The organism is Pseudomonadota bacterium, assembly GCA_039714795.1.
Lineage (GTDB): Bacteria > Pseudomonadota > Alphaproteobacteria > JAGOMX01 > JAGOMX01 > JBDLIP01.
This window is the reverse complement of sequence record JBDLIP010000005.1, coordinates 1-24,621: the sequence shown is the minus strand read 5'-3', so window position 1 is coordinate 24,621 and position 24,621 is coordinate 1. Positions and strand designations below refer to the sequence as shown.

The window sequence follows — 24,621 nt, the reverse complement described above, 5'->3', positions numbered from 1 at the left end:
ATAAATTTCTACCAACACCCGTACAGAATCGTGGAGAAGACGATTTGCTAAACCGTACGTGCAACCTCTTCGGCTTCAAAACACTCGATGGTATCGCCTTCCCGAATGTCTTGAAAATTTTCAAAGGCTATACCACATTCGGATCCTTCACGTACTTCCTTAACATCGTCCTTAAAGCGTTTTAGAGTTTTCAAATCACCTGTATGGATGACCACATCATCACGCAATAACCTAACCTTGGCCCCACGTTTGACGAGTCCTTCGGTTACCATACAACCAGCAATTTTTCCGACCTTACTAACGTCAAAGACCTCTCTAATTTCTGCGCGTCCCAATGCTGTTTCGCGAATGCCGGGGCTTAATAGACCACTAAGGGCAGATTTGACTTCATCAATAACATCATAAATCACAGAATAATACTGAATCGGAACTTTGTCACGACTGGCACAATCACGTGCTTGGGGATTTGCTCGCACGTTGAATCCAATAATAAGACCATTTGAGGCATGAGCAAGGCTCACATCACTTTCAGTAATGCCTCCAACACCAGTGTGTAGGACACTCACTTCAACTTCATCATTAACGATCTTGGTCAAGCTGTTACTGATTGCCTCAACAGATCCTTGCACATCTCCTTTGATGACAACAGCCAACCGCTTTTTCTCTTGTTCAGACGTACTGGCGAAAATATCTTCCAAAGTAGCAGGTTGCCTGGCAGCAGATTGCTGGGCTTTAGATTTCCGCCTGCGATATTCACTGATATCTCGCGCCTGGGCTTCATTGGCTACGACAGCAAAATCATCACCAGCATCAGGTATGCCATTCAGTCCTAACACTTCAACAGGTGTTGCAGGACCTGCTTGCTTAATACTCTTACCGTGATCATCAAGAAGAGCACGAACTCTTCCCCATTCACAACCGGTTACAAAAATGTCTCCAATATTAATCGTTCCACTCTGCACCAAAATTGTCGCAATGGCTCCTCGACCTTGTTCCATCTTGGCTTCAACGACCATACCCTGTCCAGAACGATCCGGATTGGCCTTGAGTTCATGCATCTCAGCAATCAGCAAAATGTTTTCTTCCAATTTATCAAGATTCTGCTTTTTCTTTGCTGAAACCTCAACCGAGATAACATCCCCTCCCAACTCTTCTACGACCAGTTCATGGCTCAACAATTCTTGACGAACCCGATCTGGATCAGCGCCTGGTTTATCAATCTTGTTGATAGCCACAATCATAGGCACACCCGCAGCTTTAATGTGATTGATGGCCTCAACGGTTTGCTCTTTGATTCCATCGTCTGCCGCTACAACCAAGATGACAATGTCCGTGACTTGCGCTCCACGCGCACGCATTGCAGTAAACGCAGCGTGACCAGGTGTGTCAATAAACGTAATTTCTTGGTCGGATTGCAAACGTACCTTATAAGCACCAATATGCTGAGTAATGCCACCTGCTTCTTTGGCTACGACATCTGTTTGTCGCAAAGCATCTAAGAGGGAGGTTTTTCCATGATCAACGTGCCCCATAATCGTCACCACAGGTGCACGGGGTTTTAATGATTCAGGTGAGTCCTCAATCTTTTGCAGCGTACTTTCAACATCCGCCTCAGAAACGCGTTTTGAGGTATGACCAAATTCTTCCACAACCAATTCTGCTGTATCAGCATCAATGACTTGGTTAATGGTGACCATCATTCCCATTTTCATGAGTGACTTGATTACATCAACCACTCTGACCGCCATACGATTGGAGAGCTCTTGTACAGTAAGTGTTTCCGGGATTACAACTTCCCGCACAATTTTTTGCGTTGGCTGGGAGGCAGCAGCAGCTTTTTGCTTTTCTTTTTCTCGTGCTCGGCGCAGAGCAGCTTCACTGCGGACACGTCCAGAACTGTCACCAGATTCACCTGCCACTAAGGCCTGCTGTAAGGTTAGCTTGCCTTCACGGCGTTTTGGTTCTGTGCGACGCGGCTTAGCGCTACGCGATGCTTCTGCTTGGCGCCGGCTACGTTCTTCCGTTTCTGTTGCATCTTTACCTTTCACAGGAGGTTTGTGAGAAGATGTAGGTGTAGGAGTAGGAACAGATTTCTGTTGTCCAGTCTCCGCATCAGCATCTGTAGCAGACTCTTCAATCTTTTGTTCTGGTTTGGGTTCGGTTTTTTCCTCTTTCTTCTTTAAGGGTTGTGGTGCTTCGTGGACCACTTCTACACGCGTGCGTCCCGTAGGCTGTTCATTGTGATCAGAAGCTGCTTCCTCGTCTTGTCTTTTCTTTGCAGCCTTCACCACCCGAATGCGCGCTTCCCACTCTTCTTTGGTTAATCCATGTGGAATAGCCTGGGATTTAGTGTCTTCTTCCTTGTCAGTTTCTGCAGGTAAACTTTGCTCTGCCGATTGCGAGATAGGTTTTTTTGAAGGCTCAGGTGCAGACTCCTCATTAGTGGTAGTAGTAGACGCTAGCTGTTCCTTCGAGATCGTCCGCCGCTTCTTTTTGACCTCTACCTCAACCGTTTTCGAGCGGCCATGAGAAAAGCTTTGGCGCACTTGCCCTGCGCTTACCACCTTCTTAAGTTCAAGCTTTTTCGGCTTCAAACTTAGGGTATTCTTTCCGTTTTCTTCGTTTTTGTCACTCATAGCTTTAATGTTGCTGATCGAAATTGTATCAGTCCTCTTCTATCTTCATCTCGGGTTGAATTTCTTTGTGCTCATCCTCAAACCAATGAGAGCGGGCAGTAAGTATTAGGTCACCCACCTCTTCTTCCGTAAAGTTAAACTTACCGAGGAGTTCCAGAACTTCATCTGTTGCAAGGTCAGCAAAGTCATCTAAAGTCTTGATATTGTTATTACCCAAAATCACCAGCATTTCAGGCGTCAAACCTTCTAAACGAGCCAAATCTTCCGTCACACCTGATTCCTGGTACTCTTCCGTTTGCACTTTTTCCTGGACTGATAAAAAGTCTTTGGCACGATTTTGCAACTCTGCGGCCAGTTCCTCATCAAACCCTTCAATAGTGGTTAGCTCAGCTAAATCAATATAGGCAATTTCTTCAACGCTGCTAAATCCTTCAGTGATCAGGAGACGTGCAATCACATCATCAACATCCAACGCTTTTACAAAAACTTTAGACAGAGTTTCCATCACCTCTTTGCGACGCTCTGAGTCGACTGACTCAGTCATAATATCGAGATTCCATCCCGTAAGCTCACTCGCCAAACGAACATTCTGCCCGCGCCTTCCTATAGCAATACTTAATTGCTCATCGGGAACAATGACATCTATTCGGTTTTCTTCTTCTTCAACAACCACTTTGGAAACCTCAGCTGGTGCTAATGCATTTACAACAAATGTTGCAGGATCAGCCGACCAGGGAACAATATCAACCTTTTCGCCATATAACTCACCTGTCACGGCTTGTACGCGACTGCCGCGCATTCCCACGCAAGCTCCAACTGGATCGAGAGTCGTATCAGCTGCATAAACTGCAATCTTAGCTCGACTTCCCGGATCACGCGCTACGGATTTAATTTCAATCGTCCCATCGTAAATCTCAGGTACTTCTTGAGTAAATAATTTTGCCATAAATTGGGGATGGGTTCTTGATAACAATACTTGCGGTGCATGATTATCACGTTGGACTTCAGCAATATATGCCCGCACTCGATCGCCAACCCTTAGGGTTTCACGTGGAATCACATTATCTCGCCTCAAGAATCCTTCCGAACGACCCAAATCCAAAATCACATTTCCAAATTCAACTCGCTTAACGAGACCGTTGATGATCTCCCCAATACGATCTTTGAACTCTTCGTACTGCTGTTCGCGTTCTGCCTCACGGACCCTTTGCACAATCACTTGCCGAGCTGTCTGCGCAGTAACACGCCCAAAGTCAACAGGAGGAAGTATCTCAGAAAGAAACTGCCCCGTTTCTATCGCCGGATCCTTTTTTTGAGCATCCGTTAAGGTAATTTGCATATGCTCGTTTTCAAGCTCTTCCACCACCTCTTGATAGCGCATCAAGGTGATGTCACCCGTTTTACGATCGATGTGGGCACGAATATCATTTTCCAACCCATATTTTGCGTTGCCGGCTTTTTGTATTGCTTGCTCAATGGCATCTACAACTTCTTCACGGTTAATTCCCTTTTCCCGGGCCAGAGCATCAGCTACTTGCAAAATTTCTAGGCGTTGTCCTTGTGTGGTCATTCTTTTTCACTCAAATTGTCGTTTGCATTTTTTACGTAATTCACCCAAATTCAGGCACCAAATTAGCTCTGCTAATCTCTAATAGAGGGATCCGCACAACTTTCCCCTCATTCTTTCCTACTTCTACCTCAATTACAACCTTTTCGTCTTCCAAACCCTTTAAAGTACCTCGAAATCGCTTTTGATCATCGACGGGGATCATTGTTTGGAGCTTGATTGTGCTACCAACAAACCGCTTGAAATCTTCAGGCTTAACCAGGGGGCGATCCATTCCCGGAGATGTCACCTCTAATACATAAGCACTTTTAAGAGAGTTTTCAACATCTAGCAGGATTGCAGCTTCCCGACTCACGGCCACACAATCGTCCAAAGCTACAGGGGCTCGATCTCTTCGCTCAATCATAACCTCCAAAACCTGGCGCTTTGAGTCTTGTATCTGCACACGCACAATATCAAAACCAAGCCTGCTGAGCGGTTCATCCAATAATTGTTCTATTTGCTCTACAACTCTCATAGATTGATTTAATCACCATACCCTTTCGGTACCCATCAAACAGCCATGCAACTGATAGAGCAAAGTAGCAAAAATATAGAGCAAATAGCAAGGTTTTATTGGGCTTTAGCGAATAAATAGGTTATAAGAGGAACGAGAAACTTGGTTGAATCCTGGTAAACACTTAACGAGGTCAGATCGTGCTATCAACATGGCTTTTTACGAAATTTAAAGGCAAGTGCATTGGCACAGATTCCTTTGGAAACAAATACTTTATTGAACGCCCACTCCTTGCAAAGCACTTGAGAAAAACAGCTCGGCGCTGGGTCATCTACCAAGGCATGAGTGAAGCATCCAAAGTGCCTGCAGCATGGCATGGCTGGTTGCACGGCACAACAGACGAAGTCCCAAAGGTTGAAGTCCAGCCACATCCTTGGGAAAAATCGCATCTTCCCAATTTAACCGGAACAGTGCATGCCTACCAGCCAAACCCACAAGATTCTGCAAGTGTTAATAATTTACCCTATTATCAAAGCTGGGAATCCTCTAAACTGCGTGATGATTCTTCCGAGAGTTAAGTATATTTATGAAAGTTGAACCTTATGCGCCATAACCTTATCGAAACTGTAATGGGAGCTGTCGTCATTGTTATTGCTGGCTTCTTTTTAGGGTTTGCCTACGTAAGTGCCGATCTAACGCCAACCACCGGCTATCCTTTGTCTGCTAAGTTTGAACGAATCGATGGTTTGCATGTTGGCAACGATGTACGCCTCGGCGGAGTTAAGGTTGGGGTTATCACAGATCAACGCATTGACACAAAGACTTATTTGGCCGTGGTCACTCTAGAGATTGCCCCAAACCTCTTGATGCCACAAGATACGTCAGCAGAGATTGCTAGTGAAGGATTGCTAGGCGGAAAATACATCGCTCTGGTCCCAGGGGGATCGGATGAAACAATTCGCCCCGGCGGCGAAATTATCTACACACAATCCTCCGTTAGTCTTGAATCTCTGATTGGTAAAATGATCTACAATGAAAAGAAGACTGATGATGCAAAATCGAATTCTTGAGAAAATATTTGTTATACTTTGTAGCGCTGTTGTATTGAATGCCAGTACTAATGCAACAGATAACAACAGCACGCTAAGCGCAATCGACTCGTTTGAGGTTATTGAACAACAACAAGACGTCCTCGAAGATGTTGAGGACATAGAGAGGTGGGTCAAAGCAGATCAGGTTGTGATTGAGGGTCTGGATAAAATTACAGCGCGTGTCTTTACAGCAAAAGTCCTCATCAATCAACTTGTGCGCTTTGGGACCTTAGAGCTCTACGTTCGTGCAGCGTATCGTACCCCACCTGAGGAAGTCCCTGATTCAGCATGTTTTTTAGAAATCTACGACTGCAAACCTGGTGAGGAAAAAGAAATGGTTTTTTCAGGCTGGATGTTCGCCTCGAACCCAGCTCTTTCCGCCCTCGAACACGCAGTTTACGATGTTTGGGTCAAGGATGCGCTCCTTAGGCACTAACAACCTCACCATGCAAGGTATTCGTACCCGATTGTGTAATCTTCACATCAATAATTTGCCCAACCATACTTTCAGGCGCTTGTATGTGTACAACTTGTAAATATGGCGTGCGCCCTACCAGTTGACCAGATTCACGCCCCTTTTTCTCTAAAAGAATTGTTTGTGTGGTTCCCTCAGTCCCCTCATTAAATGCATTTTGTTGCTGGCGCAATAAATCTTGCAGGCGATTCAGCCGCTCTGATTTTACAGCTTCAGGTATCTGATCCTCCAGTGCAGCTGCGGGCGTTCCAGGACGCGGACTGTATTTGAATGAATAGGCCTGGGCAAACTGAACGTCAGCAGCCAGCCTTAACGTGTCTTCAAAATCAGCTTCTGTTTCACCTGGATAGCCGACAATAAAATCAGAGGAGAACGCGATATCCGGGCGCGCTTTACGAAACTGCTCAATAATCTGGCGATATTTATCACTGGTGTGTTTACGGTTCATAGCCTTTAAGATTGCATCCGATCCCGATTGGACCGGAAGATGAATATAAGGCATTACCTTCGGATCTTCAGCATGTGTCCTAATCAATTCCTGATCAACGTCTCTTGGATGTGAGGTCATATATCGGATGCGATGCAACCCAGCAATTCTACTCAGGTGTTGCATTAGTCGTCCCAAACCCCACTCTTGGGAAGCATTTTCAGGAGATACTCCGTGGTAGGCATTCACATTTTGTCCCAGCAGAGTAATTTCTTTAGCGCCTTTGTTCACTAGATGTGAGGCTTCCTGATAAACCTCATCAATGGACCGCGAGAACTCAGCGCCTCGTGTATACGGCACACAACAAAAGCGACAAAATTTGTCACATCCTTCTTGAATCGTTAGGAAAGCAGAAACGTTCTGCTCAGTTGTGGTCTGAGGTAGTGAATCAAACTTAGACTGCACAGGAAAATCAACATTAAGAATCCCACGTCCTTTTTCATCTACCTTGCGCGCTGCCTTGGCAATCATTTCTGGCAACTGATGATAGGCCTGTGGTCCAAACACCATGTCGACATAGGAAGCACGTCGCATGATCTCATCTCCTTCGGCCTGTGCCGCACACCCTGCAACAGCAATTAAAGTCTGCTTACCTTCTAAAGCGCGTCGTTCCTTATGCTCACGCAGTCTCCCTAGGTCCGAAAAGACTTTTTCAGTTGCTTTTTCGCGGATATGACATGTATTTAAAATAATCATGTCAGCAGCATCAGGTTCTCTGACAGCAACAAACCCTAGGGGAGAAACCACATCAGCCATTCGGCTTGAATCGTAGACATTCATTTGGCATCCGTAGGTCTTAATATACAGCTTTTTACGTATCAACGTCCGTATTCCTTGATCACAATGATTCCGTACTGTAACCCTGCATCAGCTTATCTTCAAGTATATACTGAAGTGAAATCAAAACCTCTGTTTTCTGATACGCTCGAAGTGCTCATTTACAATTGTAAACTGCGCGCTTCTCGCTATCATTAAACTAGAGGTTTTGATTTCACGAGAGTATAAAGCGCTGCAAGTTACTACAATAAACAATAACTCATATTATGTCTGAGTTATTGTTTTGTTTCACTTTATTTTTTGACAATTAAATGATACAATACTTATATAAGAAAGTAAAAATATTTACGGATGGTGGTTATTATGGATATCAAAGAAACGAACATTAATGATGTACTTCCTGGAATCTTTCCGGTTGTTGGATCTGAGCCTCAAGGGGTTCTTGATGCCAAAGAAGCGTTCATCGTTCATCTTGAGGGAAATGCGCGTGGTGTGCAAGGAATCCCCAATAACTTAATAGTTGAAGATTTCGAATTATTTCACGATGCTCTCTTTTTTGATGATTTGGTTGGCAAAAATCTAGCTGATTTGGATGACAACGTTGAATCTGTTATGGACACAGGAAATGCTTTGGTCTTTAATTTTATGGGAGGAGGATCGCTAATCCTTAATGGTGTCACGGGCTATAACGATTTTACGTCCTTGTCCATGGACTATAATATTGAAATTTTGGGTTAATTAACAATATTTCCATCAACCAGCGTAATCTTGCGATCCATGCGAGATGCCAGGTCAGAATTGTGTGTAGCAATCAGCGCGGCGGTCTTTGAATGACGAATTAACTCCACTAATTCCTGAAAAACAATATCAGATGTTGCTGTATCCAAATTACCTGTGGGTTCATCAGCTAACAAAATTTGAGGGCGGTTGGCAAGAGCGCGGGCAATTGCAATACGTTGTTGCTCTCCCCCCGACAATTGGGATGGAAGGTGCGTGACTCGATTGGTAAGTTTCATTTTGGCAATCAACTCCTCAGCACGCTTTGCAGCTTCTCGTGCGGGTGTATTACACAGCAATTGTGGCATCACTACATTTTCAAGCGCTGAAAATTCCGGCAACAGATGATGGAACTGGTAGACAAATCCAATGGTTTTCCGCCTGAGCTGGGTTCGTTTGCGATCAGACAGTCGTTCACTCGACTCACCATTAATCAAAACTGCCCCCTCAGAAGGGCTTTCCAAGAGCCCTGCTATATGCAGCAAGGTTGACTTGCCAGCACCAGACGGTCCAACCAAAGCCACAATTTCACCAGGAACCAAAGAAAGGCTAACCTCGCACAACACCTGCAAAGAACTTTTTCCTTGCTGGTACAGGTGTGAAACTTTTTGTAGCTCTAAAAGGGGAGGGTTACTCATAACGCAACGCCTCAACTGGATCAAGGCGTGCAGCACGCCAAGAAGGGTAAAGTGTTGCCAGAAACGAAAGCCCCAAAGACATTGATGTAACAACAATCACTTCAGGGAAATTCACTTTTGCTGGCAATTGCGAAAGAAAATAAATTTCCGCACTAAACAGTTCTGTGCCTGTAAGTGACTGCAAAGCTTGCCTAATGGTTTCGATATTCAGTGCAAATGCCAACCCAAGCATGGTTCCAAAAACCGTGCCAACAATTCCAATGCTGGTTCCCGTCAACAAGAAAATCCGCATAACCATCTGTCGGGTTGCCCCCATGGTACGCATGATGGCAATATCGTGTCCCTTATCCTTGACCAGCATAATCAAGGTAGAAATGATATTGAAGGCAGCAATCAAAATAATGAGTGTAAGAATGATGAACATCACGTTGCGCTCGACCTGTAGCGCTTGAAAAAAGGGGGCATTTGCATGCCGCCAATCAACAATTCTTAAATTTGGCGCGGCAATCGCTTCAATGTCCCGGCGCACAGATTCAATATCATCAGGGTTTTGCACAAAAATCTCGACACCAGAAATTCCAGGTCCCGTTTGGAAGAATTTCTGGGCTGTCTCAAGTGGGATAAAGATATTGGTCAGGTCATAGGCGTGCATGCCCACGGCAAAGATAGCACCGATTCTAAAGGATCGCATGCGCGGGGCTGTCCCAAAAGCAGTGGCTGTGCCTTTTGGCGACACAAGGGTAATTGAATCCCCGGGAAACACCCTTAGTTTTTCAGCCATACGTTGTCCAATGACCACCGTATCAGGCGCAGTAAATGCGTTTAAATCACCAAAGCGAATATTCGCAGCTATGGTTTTGCGATTCTTTAGATCTTTGCTTTCGATCCCATGCACCATCGCCCCTAGGGCAATGCCATGCTTCATCACCATGGCTTGGCGTTCAATCATAGGGGTTACGGCCTTAATGGTACCAATATTTTTGAGTTGTGCAGTAAGAGGCTGAAAATCAATCCAATTCGTGTGACGTGCAGAGTGAATTCCCAGATGTCCGTTGAATCCCAGTATTTGTTTGGTTAGCTCATCGCGAAAACCATTCATCACCGACATCACAATGATCAGGGTTGCCACACCTAGGGTGATTCCCAAAATTGAAAATCCGGCAATGATTGAGATAAAACTCTCTCTGCGCCTGGTGCGCAAATAGCGAAAGGCTATTTTTCTTTCAAATGCTTTAAACATCTAAGCAATCATGCGCTCTATGGCGCTTGCAACCCCTTCGGTTACAACCTCACCGGTGAGGCGATTTTTCAGCTCAACCTGACGTTGCGGGGCTCCTCGAGGTCCAACAATAATTTGCCAGGGCAGCCCAATCAAATCCATGTCGGCAAACTTAACTCCCGCTCTTTCTGGGCGGTCATCGTAGAGCACCTCAACGCCTGCATTACTGAGGCTTTGGTAGATCTGATCACACAAAGCATCACAAGGCTGATCGCCAGTGCGAACATTAACCAATCCTACTTTGTATGGCGCAACACTTTCCGGCCAAATAATACCTTTGGCATCGTGGTGCGCTTCGATAATAGCTGCAACCAACCGGGAAACCCCAATGCCATAGCTGCCCATATGCACCGGTACCCTTTCGCCGTCTTGATTGCTGACATGGGCGTTCATCGGCTCTGCATACTTGGTGCCAAAATAAAAAATATGCCCGACTTCGATGCCGCGAGCTGTTTTAAGCTGATCCTCAGGTACTGGGCAGGTCTTGGGATCATGCAATTCGTCGGCGGCTGCATAAATTTGGATCAGCTTATCAATGTCAACCTCCGCTGGATCCTGGCGGAGTTGCTCTAACTGAACGTCATAAAAAATCTCGCTCTCACCGGTTTCAGCCAATACTTGGAACTCATGACTTAGATCGCCGCCAATGGGACCTGTAGGTGCTTTAACAGGAACCGAGGTTAAGTCAAGCCGGGCAAAGGTTTTTAAATATGTACGAAACATTAATTGGTAACTAAGGCGCGCGGCCTCTTGGCTAATGTCAAAGGAGTATGTGTCTTTCATTAGGAATTCACGTCCGCGCATCACCCCAAACCGCGGCCGGATTTCATCTCTAAACTTCCAGTGAATTTGGTACAAAAGTTGCGGCAGTTGCTTATAGCTGGTTACCGCATGGCGAAATACATCCGTAATCACCTCTTCTGCGGTGGGACCATACAGCATGTCTCGCTCATGCCGGTCGCAAAAGCGTAACATTTCCTTGCCATACGCATCATAGCGCCCGCTTTCGCGCCACAAATCCGCCGGTTGCACTAGCGGTAAAATAACTTCTTGGGCCCCTGCTTTGTCTTGCTCTTCCCGAACAATTTGCTCAATCTTTTTCAGCACCCGCAATCCCAAGGGTAGCCAAGAATAAATTCCCGCAGAGGTCTGATGAATCATGCCAGCACGCAACATCAAACGATGCGAAACAATTTTTGCTTCTGCCGGTGTTTCTCTTAAAGTCGTTAAAAAAGAATGGCTACGTTTCATGAGCGGCAAACATCTTGTGAGTTGTAAGTCGTGATTCTGAACTATCTTGACACAAACCTGTTGCTGCGGTCTATAAAAAAAACCGAGGCCATTTCTGACCTCGGTTCGATAGATCTAGCAAATAGTTAGTAAAGATCAGGTTTTAGCTGATGCCTCTGATCTTCCAGCTAAGTTTAAGCTTAGCTTCTAAGACTTCAGGATCGTATTTGGAAATTAAAGTCTCTCTATCAGCAATAATAGGATCAGCATCAGTGCGTGACACCTTGATATCATCGTACCAGGAATAAGCAGCTTCGACTCCCAGCATTAGATTATCATTTAGCATGGTCGCCATACCTAAACCAACCCGGAAACCAGACTTGAACTTGTCTTTCTTGGCATTTCGATTATCAGATCCTGGGCGATTATCTGTCTGTCTAATTTCCCAGTCACTCCCGACCCAGCCAAGACTTAGATACGCCAATGTATCACTGATGATCACACCACCACGAACATTCACACCAATAGACCAGTCCATGTCAACCTTATTGCTACCACCAAAACCTGCCGTATTTGTTTGACTGAGGCTCGCTTTACCATTTAGAGATGACAAGTCACCATACACCTCCAAACCAAGCAACCACTTGTTCTGAAACACTTTATCCCAACCTAAGTGGATACCACCAACAACACCCTTGGTAGAAAGATCCCCTCCTTGCACTTGGTTGAGAGAGTTAACAGAACGGTCTTGAACTTCAAACTTCCCATCACTTTGGGCTATACCAATCTGAGCACCAATAAAGGGGCCGTCGAATTTCTTAGCATCTGCAAGAGCAGCACCTGAGACCAGGGCTGTCGTTGCTAGAGCAACTGCAAACTTTTTCATGATTTTGATCCTCTCAAAATTACTTGATTTAACACCTAAATGATGCGCTCTTTGCTGCACCATCCTCACCGCTCACTATAGTTCAACCAGATTCTGGGTCAATTAACAGGCCTTGCAGGCAAAGCAGAAATATCGCCGTATGTGTCATTCAAGACACAGTCTGGTCAGTAAAGCTGTAATCTGCTATGGGTAAAGGATCAGCACTGAACTAATTGGATACCGCAAGCATGAGCCACACTGTAGTACGTTTTGCCCCTAGCCCCACAGGCTACTTACATGTTGGAAATGTTCGCACCGCCCTGGTCAATTGGCTGTTTGCCAAAAAGCAAGACGGGCAATTTATTTTGCGCCTTGACGACACTGATGCCGAGCGCAGCACAGAAGAATTTGTTCAAGTCATCCAGGATGACCTTAGATGGTTAGGATTGACATTTGACCACTGTTACCGACAAACAGAGCGGTGCCAACAGCATATAAAATCTCTTGAAACCCTGAAGCAAACAGGCCAGCTGTACCCTTGTTATGAAACCGCTGAAGAACTCAAGCTCAAACGCAAGCAACAACTGGCTCAGGGCAAACCTCCTTTGTATGATCGCGCTGCTCTTTCGCTCACTCCTGAGCAAATCGAAAAATTTGCCCAACAGGGTCGAAAACCGCACTGGCGTTTACAGTTGACCCCTGGACTGATCGAATGGCATGACCTTATCCGTGGACCTTTGTCTTTTAAAGCCGATCATCTAAGCGATCCAATCCTGGTTCGCGAAGATGGCAGTCCCGTTTATATGCTCTGTTCTGTGGTTGATGACATTGATATGGGCGTGACCCATATCCTAAGGGGCGACGACCACATCGCCAACACCGCCATACAAATTCAACTGATCGAAGCTCTTGGGCATGATTCAAAGCAGATGACTTATGCCCACCTACCTGTATTAATGGATGCAGCTGGAAAAGGGCTTTCCAAGCGATTGGGGAGCCTAAGCATCCGGTATTTCCGGCAAGAAGGCATTGAAGCCATGGCGCTCACTAGTCTATTGGCCAAAATTGGCACCTCCGAGTCTCCTGAACCAACAGATTCCATGCAGCAACTCATTGATGAGTTTGACTTAGCGCACGTAACGCGCTCTTCGCCTCGATTTTCCCCAGATGAGTTGTATCAGATGAACGCCAAACTATTGCATAGCCTACCCTTTGCAAGCATACAAAAGCGCTTGCACGCTTTAGGACTTGCAGATGTAGATGCAGATTTTTGGCAATTGATCCAATCCAATCTCAATCGTCTTGAAGACGTTAAAGAGTGGGTACAAATTTGCCGTGGAGAAATCACTCCACTGATTCAGGATACTGAATATATTGGCCAGGCAAAAGATTTACTGCCGCCGGAACCGTGGACAGAAGAAACTTGGAAACTGTGGACGACACAAATTAAAGAAAAAACCGGGCGCAAAGGCAAGCAACTCTTCATGCCGTTGCGTGAGGCTTTAACCGGGATCTCGCACGGACCAGAAATGAAGTTATTATTGCCACAAATTGGCTATCAAAAAACCTCCCAGCGTCTTGCCGGCAAACGAGCTTAATCCAACCCATGATCGATTTAAAACTCCACAATTCCCTCACCCATCAAAAAGAGCCGTTTAAATCGCAACAACCCGGAAAGGTCAGCCTCTACGTTTGTGGACCAACGGTTTATGATCGAACGCACATTGGTAATGCACGCCCGATTGTGGTGTTCGATGCGCTGTATCGCATTTTAAGGCACACATATGCTGAAGTTGCCTATGTTCGCAATATTACCGATGTGGATGATAAGATTAACAACCGAGCCGCTGAAAAAGGCATTCCGATCCAAGCTCTGACCCAACAAACCATTGCCTACTTTCACCAAGACATTGCCGCACTGAACGCACTGCCCCCATCTCGGGAGCCACGGGCAACAGATCATATTCCTGAAATGATTGCTATGATCAATGACCTTCTGGATAAGGGGCACGCCTATGTTGCTGAAGGTCATGTGCTCTTTAGTGTGGCAAGCTTAAGCAGTTACGGCGCTTTGTCCAAACGCAGCCTGGACGATATGCTTGCCGGAGCTCGTGTTGAAATTGCCCCCTACAAACGCGCCCCGGCCGACTTTGTGTTGTGGAAACCCTCTGCCTCTCATCTTCCAGGGTGGAAAAGTCCGTGGGGACGAGGCCGTCCGGGTTGGCACATTGAATGCTCAGCTATGAGTTGCAAATACCTAGGAGCTAGCTTTGATATTCATGGCGGCGGACAAGATCTGATCTTTCCGCATCATGAAAACGAACTCGCCCAAAGTGTTGCCACAAACGGACCGGAGACCTTTGCTCGATACTGGATGCACAATGGTATGCTCACAGTAAATGGAGAAAAGATGTCGAAGTCACTGGGGAACTTCGTAACACTGCATGATGCTCTGCAACAGCACCACGGAGAAACGGTACGCTTCTTGTTGCTGTCGACCCACTACCGGCAATCCCTGAATTGGAGCGATCGCTCTCTCGAGCAAGCAAAAAACAGCCTGGATCGACTCTATAATAGCTTGCGTGGTGCAGCTGACGTCACGCCGGGAGAGATCGCCCCAAAGATGCTGGCAGCACTTGCAGATGATCTTAATACTCCATTGGCTCTTGCCTGCTTGTTTGAGTTGGCGCAAGCAATTCATACGGCACAATCGCCCGAGGACAAACATCTATTGCAGGAAACTTTGCTGGGATCAGCGCAGTTTCTCGGGTTTCTCGAGCAATCAGTTGAAGACTGGATGACGTGGACTCGGCCCGCGGCACACGGTCAACTCACAGAGGAAAGAATTACCCGCTGGATTGAAGCTCGCAATCAAGCCCGCAAACAAAAAGATTTTTCCGAGGCCGATCGCATTCGCGATCTGTTGCATGAACACAATATTGAGCTAGAAGATACTCCGCAAGGGACTCTATGGCGCCGCAAGTAGATTCAGACAATACACCGGTGATCATTCTGGTCAAGCCACAGCTGGGACAAAATATCGGCACAGCGGCACGTGCCATGTACAATGGGGCGCTAACCCAACTTCGCTTGGTCCAACCCAAAGGGGGCTGGCCAAATATCCACGCCATTAAACCAGCAGCTGGAGCTCATGTCATTCTTGACAATGTACAAGTATTTGAGTCAACCCGAGAGGCAATTGCTGATTTGAACCTGGTGTTTGGAACCACAGCGCGTATTCGCGATATGAATAAGTATGTGCTAACGCCGCAAAAATTGGCTGAAAAAATGCAGAGCCTTACTCAAGAGGGCTCTCGAGTTGGTGTTTTGTTTGGTCCAGAACGCACGGGCCTGGACAATGAGGATATGAGCCTTGTTGATGGTCTGATTCACGTCCCCCTCAATCCGGACTATTCCTCACTCAATCTGGCGCAGGCCGTTTTGCTAATTGCCTATGAGTGGTTTAAAATCCAGCATGATACCGAACCTGAACGCCTTAAAAAAGATGACAGTCCCTTTGCTACCAAGGAAGAGCTGTTGGGTTTTTTCGAACACCTCGAACGAGAGCTAGATGCTTCTGGATTCTTAAGGGTACTAGACAAGCGCCCGGTCATGGTTCGCAACATTCGCAATATGTTTTTGCGCAGCGCATTTACCGCCCAAGAAGTCCGAACTTTGCGTGGAATCGTCTCTAGCCTGGCGCATCCTTACCATTCCCGCAAGGAGAATAAAGAATGAATTGTAAGGGTTGACGCTTGCAAACGGGATATGAAACTATAGGGTTATTAGAAACCATTATAGTTTATTTAGGTGAAACGAGCCCATGGCAGGTCATTCCCAATTTAAAAACATTATGCACCGTAAGGGCGCGCAGGATAAAAAACGCGCCAAGGTATTTACCAAAATCATTCGTGAGCTTACCGTTGCAGCCCGCTCTGGGCCTGATCCAGATTCTAACCCCCGATTGCGATCTGCTATTCATTTGGCGCGTTCTTCAAATATGCCCAAGGATACGATGGAGCGGGCAATCAGTAGGGGGTCGGGTGAAGACGGAGCTGCCGACTACGAAGAAATGCGTTATGAGGGCTATGGACCCGGAGGGGTTGCGCTCATTGTTGATGTGTTAACCGATAACCGCAATCGGTCTGCCTCTGAAGTTCGCTCCGCATTTACCAAGTTTGGCGGCAACTTGGGCGAAACCAATAGTGTAGCTTTTATGTTTGATCGGATTGGGCTAATAGAATATCCAGCTGATACTATCTCTGAAGAAAAAATCTTTGAAGGTGCCCTGGAAGCAGGTGCAACCAATGTTGAATCTGGCAGTGAGTTACATGAGGTTCAATGTAATCCTGATGATCTACACGCCGTGCGTGAAGCCATGGCGGAGACATTTGGTGATCCAGAAAGAGCTTGCTTGTCGTGGATTCCCAAAAATACAACCGCAGTAGATTTGGATCATGCGCAGTCTCTTTTTAAGTTATTGGAGGTGCTGGAGGATAATGACGACGTGCAATCCATCTCAGCAAATTATGAAGTTTCAGATGAGGTGCTGGAGCAGTTGAAATCGTAACATTAGTAGGTAATTAACTGATTATGGTAAGAAGAATTTTAGGATTAGATCCAGGTCTGCGCAGAACTGGATGGGGTATAGTTGAAATAGATGGCTCAAAGCTTGGCCACATTGCTCATGGGCTTATCTCTCCTGACACATCCCTGGATATGGCGCAGCGCTTGAGCCATATTTTCAAAGAGATTTGTCAGGTGATCGATTTACATCAACCGCAAGACGCGGCTGTTGAAAAAACTTTTGTTAATAACAACCCAACGACGACTTTGAAACTTGGAGAAGCAAGAGGTGTAGTCCTATTAACGCCTGCATACAAAGGACTCAAGGTAAGTGAATACACAGCCAATCAAATCAAAAAATCCGTTGTTGGCACCGGCCATGCAACCAAAGAACAAATGAAAATCATGATGCAGCACGTCCTGCCAACATGCGGGGCTTTAACTTCTGATACAGCTGATGCGCTGGCAACTGCTGTTTGTCATGCACATTTTAGTACGACAAGCAATTTTTGGAATAAGGGAATCGCTGCATGATTGCTAAATTAAGAGGAGTGATTGATACACTAGGAGATGGCTTCTTAGTTATTGACGTAAATGGTGTGGGCTACCAAGTGGCCTGTTCACAAAAGACGTTGAGCATGTTTCCAGCTTTAGGAGAGTCCATAACACTTTTCATTGAAACGGTTATGCGACAGGAAAGTTTGCAGTTATATGGTTTTTACAGTGAAAATGAAAAAGATTGGTTTCGCCTTTTGACAACCGTTCAGGGCGTGGGTATGAAAGTTGCGCTTGCTATTTTGTCGGTATTAACTCCAAATGATATTCATGTGGCAATTGCCTCGCAAGATAAAACACTGTTAACCAGGGCTGACGGTGTGGGGGGTAAGTTGGCCGCCCGCATTGTCAACGAGTTGAAGGAAAAGAGTTTAGGTGCTTCTGGTATTAGCGCGACTGGTGGATCCAGTGTGGCGCAAGTTTCCCCAGCTTACGAGGAAGCCCGATTGGCACTAACACAGCTGGGATACAAGCAAGCTCAAGTTTCTGAAGTCTTGCGGCAAATTCAGGATGCGGCAACTGAAACCCTTGAGGTTACCGATTTAATTCGCGCGGCCCTTGCAAAACTCTCAAGGGCAGTTGCATGAGTGATCGTGTCATTGAAACCGAAAAGCTCGCAGAAGACGAGGCTGATAAGTCACTGCGTCCCCTTAATATGCGCGAGTTTATCGGCCAAGAGCAAGCGCGTGCCAATTTATGCGTTTTTATTGAGGCAGCAAAACGACGAGAATCCGCCCTAGATCATGTCTTATTACATGGCCCTCCAGGTCTTGGTAAAACAACATTATCGCAAATTGTAGCTCGTGAGCTTGGGGTTGGGTTTCGCTCAACTTCAGGACCAGTTTTGGCTAAAGCAGGTGACTTAGCCGCAGTTTTAACAAACCTACAACCCAATGATGTCTTGTTTATCGATGAAATTCACCGACTGAATCCGGCGGTTGAAGAAATTCTCTACCCGGCAATGGAAGATTACAGAATTGACATTATGATCGGAGAAGGGCCAGCTGCGCGCTCGGTGCAAATTGATTTGCCCCCTTTTACGCTTGTGGCAGCCACCACCCGAGCTGGCTTAATTACAGCGCCTCTTCGAGATCGCTTTGGGATACCCGTACATCTACAGTTTTATACCCTTGCAGAACTTGAACTGATCATCCGTCGTTCAGCGCAACTACTGAAACTAGATTTAAATCCAGAAGGCGCAAAAGAGATTGCCCGACGTTCTCGAGGCACACCGCGTATCGCCGGACGATTGTTGCGGCGAGTGCGTGACTTTGCAACTGTAATGAACAAAGAAGTCGTTGATCTGGCAACAGCACAACACTCTTTAAACCGTTTAGACATTGATGATCGAGGACTGGACGCAATGGACCGGCAATACCTAGAGCGTTTAGCTGTGCACTATGGCGGCGGACCAGTGGGTGTTGAAACACTCGCAGCAGCTCTTTCAGAGCAAAGGGATGTGGTCGAAGATGTGATTGAGCCTTACCTTATTCAACAGGGACTTATCCACCGAACATCAAGGGGTCGCGTTCTGACAAGTGAAGGGTATGGCTATCTAGGTCTGCAAGCTCCAGTTGATCCACAGCTTAAGCTGATTGGAGGCAAAATGAATGCCGGATGATTTACTGAATTCTACGCAAAAACACATCCACAATGTTCGTGTGTACTTCGAAGATACGGATGCAGCCGGTATCGTGTACTATGCCAATTATCTAAAGTTTGCAGAACGTGCCAGAACTGAGATGCTCAGAGAGTTTGGTTTACATCACTCATTGATGTTGCAACAAAATCGACAGGCTTTCGTTGTACGTCAATGTACGGTAGACTATCTGCATCCGGGTTTTTTGGATGATTGCCTTGCTGTGCAGACTAGTGTGACGGAACTCCGTCGTATGACTGTAACAATGCAACAGGAAATCATTAGGCAGGGAGAAAAACTGGTGCAAATAAGTGTAAAGCTTGCTTGCATCGATAACCAAAAAAAGCCAATTCGAATCCCGGTTGCATTTATAGATGCTTTAGAAATGAATAGATTTTGCAAGATAGCGTTAAGGAGAAACACGCAATGAGTGAGATAAGTACAACGATGAATGCAACAACGATGGGAACGTCAGGTGCCACGCCCGATTTTTCTCTCTTTGGATTATTTCTAGGGGCTGATTTTATCGTCCAAGTTGTCATTCTATTGCTTATTGGAGCCTCTTTTTGGTGCTGGACGATTATCTTTTCCAAATCAATGACCCTGCGTCGTTACACCGCTGCAGGAGAAAAATTTGAAATCTTGCTGACCTCTGGTAAGTCATTGGATGCAATTTATGATCACACGGCAACTCCCCCTAAAGATCCTCTCAGCAGCGTTTTTGCAACAGCCATGCAGGAATGGAGACGTGTGGGCAAGAAAGGAATCATGAGTTCAACTGAGGCACAAGATCGGATTTTAAAAAAGCTGAATCGAACTATGCGGCTAACAGCAAATCGTGAACTGGACTTACTGGAACAACACCTTGGTTTCTTGGCAACCGTGGGGGCAACAGCGCCCTTTATTGGCTTGTTCGGAACAGTGTGGGGGATTATGAATAGTTTCCAGGGAATCGCCTTGATGAAAAGCACCAACCTTGCAGTGGTGGCTCCAGGAATCGCTGAAGCCCTGTTTGCAACAGCGCTGGGATTGATTGCAGCTATCCCTGCGGTGATTGCGTATAACAAACTTTCTCATGATTTGGATCGTTATGCCGGGCATCTCGATGGTTTTGTCCAAGAAGTTGGCTCAATCTTTTCCAATCATCTAGAAGAGGCTTAAGTTTTATGGGGGTCTCTATCAACTCTTCCTCACGCTCACAAAATGGACTGCGGCGCCGCCCTAGAGCGATGAGTGAAATCAATGTCACACCCTTTGTGGATGTGATGTTGGTGTTGCTGATTATATTTATGGTGACGGCGCCATTAATGACAGTAGGAGTTCCTGTAGATCTGCCAGAAGTGGATGCAGGAACCGTCAATGAAAAAACTGAACCGCTCGTGGTATCTATTTCGCCCCAAGGTGAAATTTTTTTGCAAGAAACCACTGTTTCATTGGAAGCCTTAGCGCCGCGCCTTAAAGCAATTGCTTTAGAAAACACCAAAACACGAATTTTTATCCGCGGTGATCGCACCATTAGCTACGGCAAAATGATGCAGGTGATGGGAACCATTACAGCAGCTGGATTTGAAAAGGTGGCGCTCCTGACAGAAATGCCAAAATATGCAGGCAACACTCGGCAAAAATCAAGGCAGTCATGAAGCAAGGGGTTACTCTTTCAGCCAGTTTGCACGTCTTTGTGCTGACCCTCCTTATTCTTGGGTTGCCGCATTGGGCGCCAAATACCCTGGTTACGTTGCAACCCATTGCCATTGAAGTGGTGCCAGAGATTTCAGAAACAACCAAGGCACCCCGCAAATCACCCGTTGAAGAAATCTTAGAAAAACCACCTGAGCTTGCCAAAAAACCAACTCCGGAACATGTCCCGAAACCTGTGGAGAAAAAACCAAAACCTCTCCCGCAACCATCAACTCCACCTGTTTCAGAGTCAGTTCCTAAACTGAAACCTGCGCCCATTAAACCCAAAGACAAACCCAAGGAAAAACCTAAAGTAACTCCTAAACCTACTCCCAAGCCTAAAAAAGTTCAACCTAAGGTGAAGCCTAAAAAAAAGGTCACACCACCAGCTAAGAAAAAAACGCCGCAGCGTGATTTTAATTCGGTGTTGAAAAATCTACAAAAAAGCGCAGCTGCGGTACCGATGACTGCTAATGCGGGAAAGGTAAACGAAGATACTCCTGTGCATTCTGGAGATATCAGTGATAGGCTTTCAATGAGTGAATTGGATGCTTTAAGGCGGCAGATTGCAGGCTGTTGGAACATTCCAGCAGGGGCTCGTGATGCTGAAAATTTGGTAGTTAAAATCTCAGTTTCAGTTAATCCTGACGGAACCGTGCGGCACGCAAAGGTTGTAAATTCAATGTCAACACAGCAAGGGCCCTACTACCAAATAGCTGCAGAAAGTGCACTGCGTGCTGTACTACACCCTAATTGCAGCCCGTTAAAGCTGCCAGCTAACAAATATAAACAATGGAAAGAATTTACATTCACCTTTAATCCCAAAGAAATGCTTTAGAAAGGAATGATCATGCAAAGATTTCTCTCTCTTTTTCTATTTTTAACATTATGGATCACTAGTGATCTATGTACGACCGCATACGCTTCTCTCAACGTAGATATTACCCAAGGAACCATGGCTCCAACTCCCATTGCCATTACCAATTTTATAGCTGGTAAAGATGCAAGTTCGGAAACCCAGGTGGCTCTTGATGTTACCAAAGTTCTCACCAATGATCTTAAAAATTCAGGACTGTTTCGTCCCATTGATCCTGCTGCTTTTATTCAAGACTCAACTGCTGTAAATGGCGCACCAAGGTTTGCTGACTGGCGTTTGCTGCAAGCCCAAGCACTTGTAGTTGGTAAGGTCACAGAGATGTCTGGTGATCAGTTCCGTGTGGATTTTCGCCTGTTTGATGTGTTTGCCGAACAGCAAATTGAAGGCCTGTCCATGACATTCAATAAAAAAGACTGGCGCCGAGCTGCCCACAAGATTGCTGATGCTATTTATCAAAGAATGACGGGAGAAAAGGGGTACTTTGACACGCGCATAACCTACGTTTCTGAAACGGGTGCAGGAAAAAAGAAACGCACACGCATTGCAGTGATGGATCAAGATGGAGCCAATCACCATTACCTCACCAGAGGTGATAAGCTAACGCTTACACCACGGTTTTCACCAACGGTGCAACAGATTACCTTTATGGATTATGGTCTCGATGGCAAGACGCCTCGGGTAAAACTGATGAATCTGAAAAATAAAAGCGTGAAGGTGATCGGGAAATTTAAAAATATGACTTTTGCACCACGCTTTTTGCCCGATGGCAATCGTTTGATTTTTAGTCTCTCAGATCGTGGTAACAGTTCTTTGTATATGGTAAATCTGGGCGGAGGGACATATCAGCGACTAACTTATGGCTCTGTAATTGATACCTCAGGCAGCGTGTCGCCCGATGGTCGACAGGTGGTTTTCAATTCAGACCGTGGGGGGACGCAGCAACTTTATGTCATGAATATTGATGGCTCTGGCATCCATCGTATCAGCTTTGGAGATGGTCGTTATGCCACCCCTGTATGGTCACCGCGCGGTGACCTGATTGCTTTTACAAAAATGTATCAGGGAAGCTTTTATATCGGTGTCATTAAGCCTGATGGAACCGGTGAGAGGCTCATTGCTCAAGGTTATTTGGTTGAAGAACCCACGTGGGCTCCAAATGGCCGCGTTCTTATGTATACAAGGTCTGATCGAGGTAGAGGTCGCAGCCAACTTCCAGGCAAACTGTATATGGTGGATATCACAGGACACAATGAGCGCATCATTCCCACACCCAGGGGAGAAAGTGCAGTAAGTCCTTCATGGTCTCCTTTGATTCCTTGAGCTGGGTTTTCCAGCTACAGTGTATACTCTCGTGAAATCAAAACCTCTAGTTTAATGATAGCGAGAAGCGCGCAGTTTACAAGTGTAAATGAGCACTTTGAGCGTATCAGGAAACGGAGGTTTTGATTTCACTTCGGTATAGCTCTTGCTTTTTTAGCTAGATCAAATAAGTTGATGGCTCTGGTATGAGCAGAAACTGGAAATTGTTCCAACCCAGGATAGACGACGTAGCGTGCATCGGGTTTTAAATCATCACAAGCAATGTCAAAGCCCTTACGCGGCTTTGGAGTTAGGCTGCGCTTAATTTCTATGGCCCATAATTGATCTCCAGGAAAGCGCAAAAGAAGATCAATTTCAGCTCCCACTGATGAGCGATAAAAGTATGTATCGGTATCTTCTGGGGCGACTGCAATAAGGTTTTCGATAACAAATCCTTCCCAACTCATACCTACAATAGGGTGTCCCAACACTGCCTCTTTGTTTTGTAATTTTAAAAGTGCGTGAGTAATGCCACTATCCCGCACATAAATCTTTGGGGATTTGACAAGACGTTTGCCAAGATTATTGTGCCAGGGGGGAAGTCTGCGAACCAGTAATAAGTCCACAAGCAGGTCCAGATATTTAGCGATGGTTTTACCATCAACACCTAGGCCGCGCGCAAGTGCTGCAGCATTGAGTAAACCACCCTGATTATGCGCCAGCATCATCCAAAAACGACCAAGGGTTTCAGCAGGAATCTTTGGCCCAATTTGCGGTATTATCCCGTTCGAGGTAGGTTTTGATAAAATCGCGGCGCCATTTAAGGCTCATGTTTTCTGTAGAATCAAGAAAGCTGCTTGGAAATCCGCCTCTGATCCAGAGTTTATCAATTTGCTTGCTATTAACTTCAAGAATATCCAAGGGAACAAGCTCAAGGTAAGAAACGCGTCCTGCAAGTGATTCACCAGATTGTCTCAAAAGATCTACAGAAGCTGAACCAACACACAAGCAGTAGAAAACGCCCTACATTCAAGCCTTTCCTTCGACCTTGATCGATGAGGCTACGTAGATTCTGAAATAAATTTGGGAGCCGATGGACTTCGTCAAGAATCACGAGCTTATCCTCATGATCTGAAAGGTAAAGTTCAGGATCTACTAACTTAGATCGATCTTTGTCAGATTCCAAATCGAGATAAATCGCTTGTCGGTCTTTAGCAAGCTCAAGAGCAAGCGTTGTTTTACCAACCTGACGGGGGCCAAGCAATGCAACCGCTGGATAATGATCGAGCAAGTGTAACAGTTAAGTGTATATTCTTCGTGTTATCATCCTTGCAATTATGGACTCTTGGTCCAGATTTGCAAGGTAAAAATGAAAGAGCATTATTTTATTACCATGGATTTGAAATGAAGTTTGGAGGGTTCTTCACCTTTGATCGACTGGTCTTTTCTCTATTTGGATCACTGGAGGGTGGTTTGCTGCTGTTTTGGCTATTGAGGTTTAGACGATCATAAAGCAGATTAACAGCTCGGTGTGCTCTATTGTTTTGGTGGCATCAATTGAATCGATCGTCATAAGTTTCCATAACCCATCTTGTTTAATAAGTCAGTCAACTGCATACAATGAGCACACCTGTTTCAAGGTTACCCATCCTTTCCATCCCCTCCTAGGAAAAGAATTTTTACTAACAAC

The 24,621-nt window shown here is 45.7% G+C and carries 25 protein-coding genes and 1 pseudogene; 16 read left to right on the top strand and 10 right to left on the bottom strand.

Annotated elements, in window-relative coordinates; all coding sequences use genetic code 11:
• Positions 1–47: 47 nt before the first annotated feature.
• Genes infB through rimP form a run of 3 tightly spaced genes read right to left on the bottom strand, consistent with a single transcriptional unit; the run spans position 48 to position 4,720 of the window.
• On the bottom strand, positions 48–2,636 hold the full coding sequence (gene infB / locus ABFQ95_00885) for a translation initiation factor IF-2 (GenBank protein MEN8236097.1): 2,589 nt from the start codon (positions 2,634–2,636) through the stop codon (positions 48–50).
• 28 nt (positions 2,637–2,664) lie between these two features.
• Positions 2,665–4,206, bottom strand: coding sequence for a transcription termination factor NusA (gene nusA / locus ABFQ95_00880; GenBank protein MEN8236096.1), 1,542 nt, complete (start codon positions 4,204–4,206; stop codon positions 2,665–2,667).
• Positions 4,207–4,246: 40 nt separating this feature from the next.
• Positions 4,247–4,720: a ribosome maturation factor RimP gene (rimP, locus tag ABFQ95_00875; protein MEN8236095.1), complete on the bottom strand. Its 474-nt coding sequence runs from the start codon at positions 4,718–4,720 to the stop codon at positions 4,247–4,249.
• A 179-nt stretch (positions 4,721–4,899) separates the two neighbouring features.
• Between rimP and ABFQ95_00870 the strand changes: the two genes are divergently transcribed.
• Genes ABFQ95_00870 through ABFQ95_00860 form a run of 3 tightly spaced genes read left to right on the top strand, consistent with a single transcriptional unit; the run spans position 4,900 to position 6,226 of the window.
• The gene (locus ABFQ95_00870; protein MEN8236094.1) at positions 4,900–5,277 is read left to right on the top strand and encodes an NADH-ubiquinone oxidoreductase subunit NDUFA12 family protein; all 378 of its coding nucleotides are present in this window, start codon (positions 4,900–4,902) and stop codon (positions 5,275–5,277) included.
• A 24-nt stretch (positions 5,278–5,301) separates the two neighbouring features.
• On the top strand, positions 5,302–5,769 hold the full coding sequence (mlaD, locus tag ABFQ95_00865; protein MEN8236093.1) for an outer membrane lipid asymmetry maintenance protein MlaD: 468 nt from the start codon (positions 5,302–5,304) through the stop codon (positions 5,767–5,769).
• Positions 5,732–6,226, top strand: a complete 495-nt coding sequence (locus tag ABFQ95_00860) for a DUF2155 domain-containing protein (protein ID MEN8236092.1) — start codon at positions 5,732–5,734, stop codon at positions 6,224–6,226. Before mlaD ends, ABFQ95_00860 begins: the two co-directional genes overlap by 38 nt.
• On the opposite strand, the gene miaB is transcribed toward ABFQ95_00860, so the two are convergent.
• Positions 6,216–7,571 (bottom strand): tRNA (N6-isopentenyl adenosine(37)-C2)-methylthiotransferase MiaB, encoded by a 1,356-nt coding sequence (gene miaB, locus ABFQ95_00855; protein MEN8236091.1) that lies wholly within the window; start codon positions 7,569–7,571, stop codon positions 6,216–6,218. The genes ABFQ95_00860 and miaB overlap by 11 nt on opposite strands.
• A 321-nt stretch (positions 7,572–7,892) precedes the next feature.
• Here miaB and ABFQ95_00850 point away from each other — a divergent pair, with 321 nt between their 5' ends.
• The gene (locus tag ABFQ95_00850; GenBank protein ID MEN8236090.1) at positions 7,893–8,267 is read left to right on the top strand and encodes a hypothetical protein; all 375 of its coding nucleotides are present in this window, start codon (positions 7,893–7,895) and stop codon (positions 8,265–8,267) included.
• Here the strand turns inward: ABFQ95_00850 and ABFQ95_00845 are convergent.
• From ABFQ95_00845 to ABFQ95_00830, 4 genes are all read right to left on the bottom strand, one after another.
• Positions 8,264–8,944 (bottom strand): ABC transporter ATP-binding protein, encoded by a 681-nt coding sequence (locus ABFQ95_00845; protein ID MEN8236089.1) that lies wholly within the window; start codon positions 8,942–8,944, stop codon positions 8,264–8,266. The genes ABFQ95_00850 and ABFQ95_00845 overlap by 4 nt on opposite strands.
• Positions 8,937–10,184, bottom strand: a complete 1,248-nt coding sequence (locus tag ABFQ95_00840) for a lipoprotein-releasing ABC transporter permease subunit (GenBank protein ID MEN8236088.1) — start codon at positions 10,182–10,184, stop codon at positions 8,937–8,939. Before ABFQ95_00840 ends, ABFQ95_00845 begins: the two co-directional genes overlap by 8 nt.
• Positions 10,185–11,474: a proline--tRNA ligase gene (gene proS, locus ABFQ95_00835; GenBank protein ID MEN8236087.1), complete on the bottom strand. Its 1,290-nt coding sequence runs from the start codon at positions 11,472–11,474 to the stop codon at positions 10,185–10,187.
• Positions 11,475–11,616: 142 nt separating this feature from the next.
• The gene (locus ABFQ95_00830) at positions 11,617–12,339 is read right to left on the bottom strand and encodes an outer membrane beta-barrel protein (GenBank protein ID MEN8236086.1); all 723 of its coding nucleotides are present in this window, start codon (positions 12,337–12,339) and stop codon (positions 11,617–11,619) included.
• 227 nt (positions 12,340–12,566) lie between these two features.
• Between ABFQ95_00830 and gltX the strand changes: the two genes are divergently transcribed.
• The 12 genes from gltX (at position 12,567) to tolB (ending at position 22,952) form a co-directional block, all read left to right on the top strand.
• Positions 12,567–13,916, top strand: a complete 1,350-nt coding sequence (gene gltX / locus ABFQ95_00825) for a glutamate--tRNA ligase (protein MEN8236085.1) — start codon at positions 12,567–12,569, stop codon at positions 13,914–13,916.
• A gap of 11 nt (positions 13,917–13,927) precedes the next feature.
• Positions 13,928–15,304, top strand: a complete 1,377-nt coding sequence (gene cysS / locus ABFQ95_00820) for a cysteine--tRNA ligase (GenBank protein MEN8236084.1) — start codon at positions 13,928–13,930, stop codon at positions 15,302–15,304.
• The gene (locus tag ABFQ95_00815) at positions 15,289–16,056 is read left to right on the top strand and encodes an RNA methyltransferase (protein ID MEN8236083.1); all 768 of its coding nucleotides are present in this window, start codon (positions 15,289–15,291) and stop codon (positions 16,054–16,056) included. The genes cysS and ABFQ95_00815 overlap by 16 nt, the downstream gene beginning before the upstream one ends.
• 85 nt (positions 16,057–16,141) lie before the next feature.
• A complete protein-coding gene (locus tag ABFQ95_00810) occupies positions 16,142–16,888 on the top strand; it encodes a YebC/PmpR family DNA-binding transcriptional regulator (GenBank protein ID MEN8236082.1) in 747 nt (248 codons plus the stop codon).
• 23 nt (positions 16,889–16,911) lie between these two features.
• Positions 16,912–17,418: a crossover junction endodeoxyribonuclease RuvC gene (ruvC, locus tag ABFQ95_00805; protein MEN8236081.1), complete on the top strand. Its 507-nt coding sequence runs from the start codon at positions 16,912–16,914 to the stop codon at positions 17,416–17,418.
• Entirely contained in the window at positions 17,415–18,026 is a 612-nt protein-coding gene (gene ruvA / locus ABFQ95_00800) for a Holliday junction branch migration protein RuvA (protein ID MEN8236080.1), read from the top strand. The genes ruvC and ruvA overlap by 4 nt, the downstream gene beginning before the upstream one ends.
• Positions 18,023–19,060, top strand: a complete 1,038-nt coding sequence (gene ruvB / locus ABFQ95_00795) for a Holliday junction branch migration DNA helicase RuvB (protein ID MEN8236079.1) — start codon at positions 18,023–18,025, stop codon at positions 19,058–19,060. Before ruvA ends, ruvB begins: the two co-directional genes overlap by 4 nt.
• Complete coding sequence (gene ybgC / locus ABFQ95_00790) at positions 19,050–19,508, top strand: tol-pal system-associated acyl-CoA thioesterase (protein MEN8236078.1); 459 nt, start codon at positions 19,050–19,052, stop codon at positions 19,506–19,508. The genes ruvB and ybgC overlap by 11 nt, the downstream gene beginning before the upstream one ends.
• Positions 19,505–20,239, top strand: coding sequence for a protein TolQ (gene tolQ / locus ABFQ95_00785; GenBank protein MEN8236077.1), 735 nt, complete (start codon positions 19,505–19,507; stop codon positions 20,237–20,239). The genes ybgC and tolQ overlap by 4 nt, the downstream gene beginning before the upstream one ends.
• Positions 20,240–20,244: 5 nt before the next feature.
• Positions 20,245–20,718 carry a protein TolR gene (gene tolR, locus ABFQ95_00780; GenBank protein MEN8236076.1) on the top strand — a complete coding sequence of 158 codons (474 nt, stop codon included), beginning with the start codon at positions 20,245–20,247 and terminating at the stop codon, positions 20,716–20,718.
• Positions 20,715–21,593, top strand: coding sequence for an energy transducer TonB (locus tag ABFQ95_00775; protein MEN8236075.1), 879 nt, complete (start codon positions 20,715–20,717; stop codon positions 21,591–21,593). Before tolR ends, ABFQ95_00775 begins: the two co-directional genes overlap by 4 nt.
• Before the next feature lie 12 nt (positions 21,594–21,605).
• Positions 21,606–22,952, top strand: coding sequence for a Tol-Pal system beta propeller repeat protein TolB (gene tolB, locus ABFQ95_00770; GenBank protein MEN8236074.1), 1,347 nt, complete (start codon positions 21,606–21,608; stop codon positions 22,950–22,952).
• Between the two features lie 128 nt (positions 22,953–23,080).
• Here the strand turns inward: tolB and ABFQ95_00765 are convergent.
• Together ABFQ95_00765 and ABFQ95_00760 are read right to left on the bottom strand one after the other, a co-directional pair.
• A pseudogene (locus tag ABFQ95_00765) lies at positions 23,081–24,231 on the bottom strand (ATP-binding protein).
• An 88-nt stretch (positions 24,232–24,319) separates the two neighbouring features.
• Entirely contained in the window at positions 24,320–24,448 is a 129-nt protein-coding gene (locus tag ABFQ95_00760) for a DUF6444 domain-containing protein (protein MEN8236073.1), read from the bottom strand.
• Between the last annotated feature and the right edge of the window lie 173 nt (positions 24,449–24,621).

Excerpts from the sequence above, each read along its gene's own strand:
- ABFQ95_00840 (MEN8236088.1), bottom strand. The coding sequence starts at position 10,184 with ATGTTTAAAGCATTTGAAAGAAAAATAGCCTTTCGCTATTTGCGCACC.
- ABFQ95_00810 (MEN8236082.1), top strand. The coding sequence starts at position 16,142 with ATGGCAGGTCATTCCCAATTTAAAAACATTATGCACCGTAAGGGCGCG.
- gltX (MEN8236085.1), top strand. The coding sequence starts at position 12,567 with ATGAGCCACACTGTAGTACGTTTTGCCCCTAGCCCCACAGGCTACTTA.
- ABFQ95_00850 (MEN8236090.1), top strand. The coding sequence starts at position 7,893 with ATGGATATCAAAGAAACGAACATTAATGATGTACTTCCTGGAATCTTT.
- mlaD (MEN8236093.1), top strand. The coding sequence starts at position 5,302 with ATGCGCCATAACCTTATCGAAACTGTAATGGGAGCTGTCGTCATTGTT.
- ABFQ95_00815 (MEN8236083.1), top strand. The coding sequence starts at position 15,289 with ATGGCGCCGCAAGTAGATTCAGACAATACACCGGTGATCATTCTGGTC.
- ABFQ95_00845 (MEN8236089.1), bottom strand. The coding sequence starts at position 8,944 with ATGAGTAACCCTCCCCTTTTAGAGCTACAAAAAGTTTCACACCTGTAC.
- tolB (MEN8236074.1), top strand. The coding sequence starts at position 21,606 with ATGCAAAGATTTCTCTCTCTTTTTCTATTTTTAACATTATGGATCACT.
- ruvB (MEN8236079.1), top strand. The coding sequence starts at position 18,023 with ATGAGTGATCGTGTCATTGAAACCGAAAAGCTCGCAGAAGACGAGGCT.
- tolQ (MEN8236077.1), top strand. The coding sequence starts at position 19,505 with ATGAGTGAGATAAGTACAACGATGAATGCAACAACGATGGGAACGTCA.
- ABFQ95_00775 (MEN8236075.1), top strand. The coding sequence starts at position 20,715 with ATGAAGCAAGGGGTTACTCTTTCAGCCAGTTTGCACGTCTTTGTGCTG.
- proS (MEN8236087.1), bottom strand. The coding sequence starts at position 11,474 with ATGAAACGTAGCCATTCTTTTTTAACGACTTTAAGAGAAACACCGGCA.
- ruvA (MEN8236080.1), top strand. The coding sequence starts at position 17,415 with ATGATTGCTAAATTAAGAGGAGTGATTGATACACTAGGAGATGGCTTC.
- ybgC (MEN8236078.1), top strand. The coding sequence starts at position 19,050 with ATGCCGGATGATTTACTGAATTCTACGCAAAAACACATCCACAATGTT.
- nusA (MEN8236096.1), bottom strand. The coding sequence starts at position 4,206 with ATGACCACACAAGGACAACGCCTAGAAATTTTGCAAGTAGCTGATGCT.
- tolR (MEN8236076.1), top strand. The coding sequence starts at position 20,245 with ATGGGGGTCTCTATCAACTCTTCCTCACGCTCACAAAATGGACTGCGG.
- ruvC (MEN8236081.1), top strand. The coding sequence starts at position 16,912 with ATGGTAAGAAGAATTTTAGGATTAGATCCAGGTCTGCGCAGAACTGGA.
- infB (MEN8236097.1), bottom strand. The coding sequence starts at position 2,636 with ATGAGTGACAAAAACGAAGAAAACGGAAAGAATACCCTAAGTTTGAAG.
- rimP (MEN8236095.1), bottom strand. The coding sequence starts at position 4,720 with ATGAGAGTTGTAGAGCAAATAGAACAATTATTGGATGAACCGCTCAGC.
- ABFQ95_00830 (MEN8236086.1), bottom strand. The coding sequence starts at position 12,339 with ATGAAAAAGTTTGCAGTTGCTCTAGCAACGACAGCCCTGGTCTCAGGT.
- ABFQ95_00860 (MEN8236092.1), top strand. The coding sequence starts at position 5,732 with ATGAAAAGAAGACTGATGATGCAAAATCGAATTCTTGAGAAAATATTT.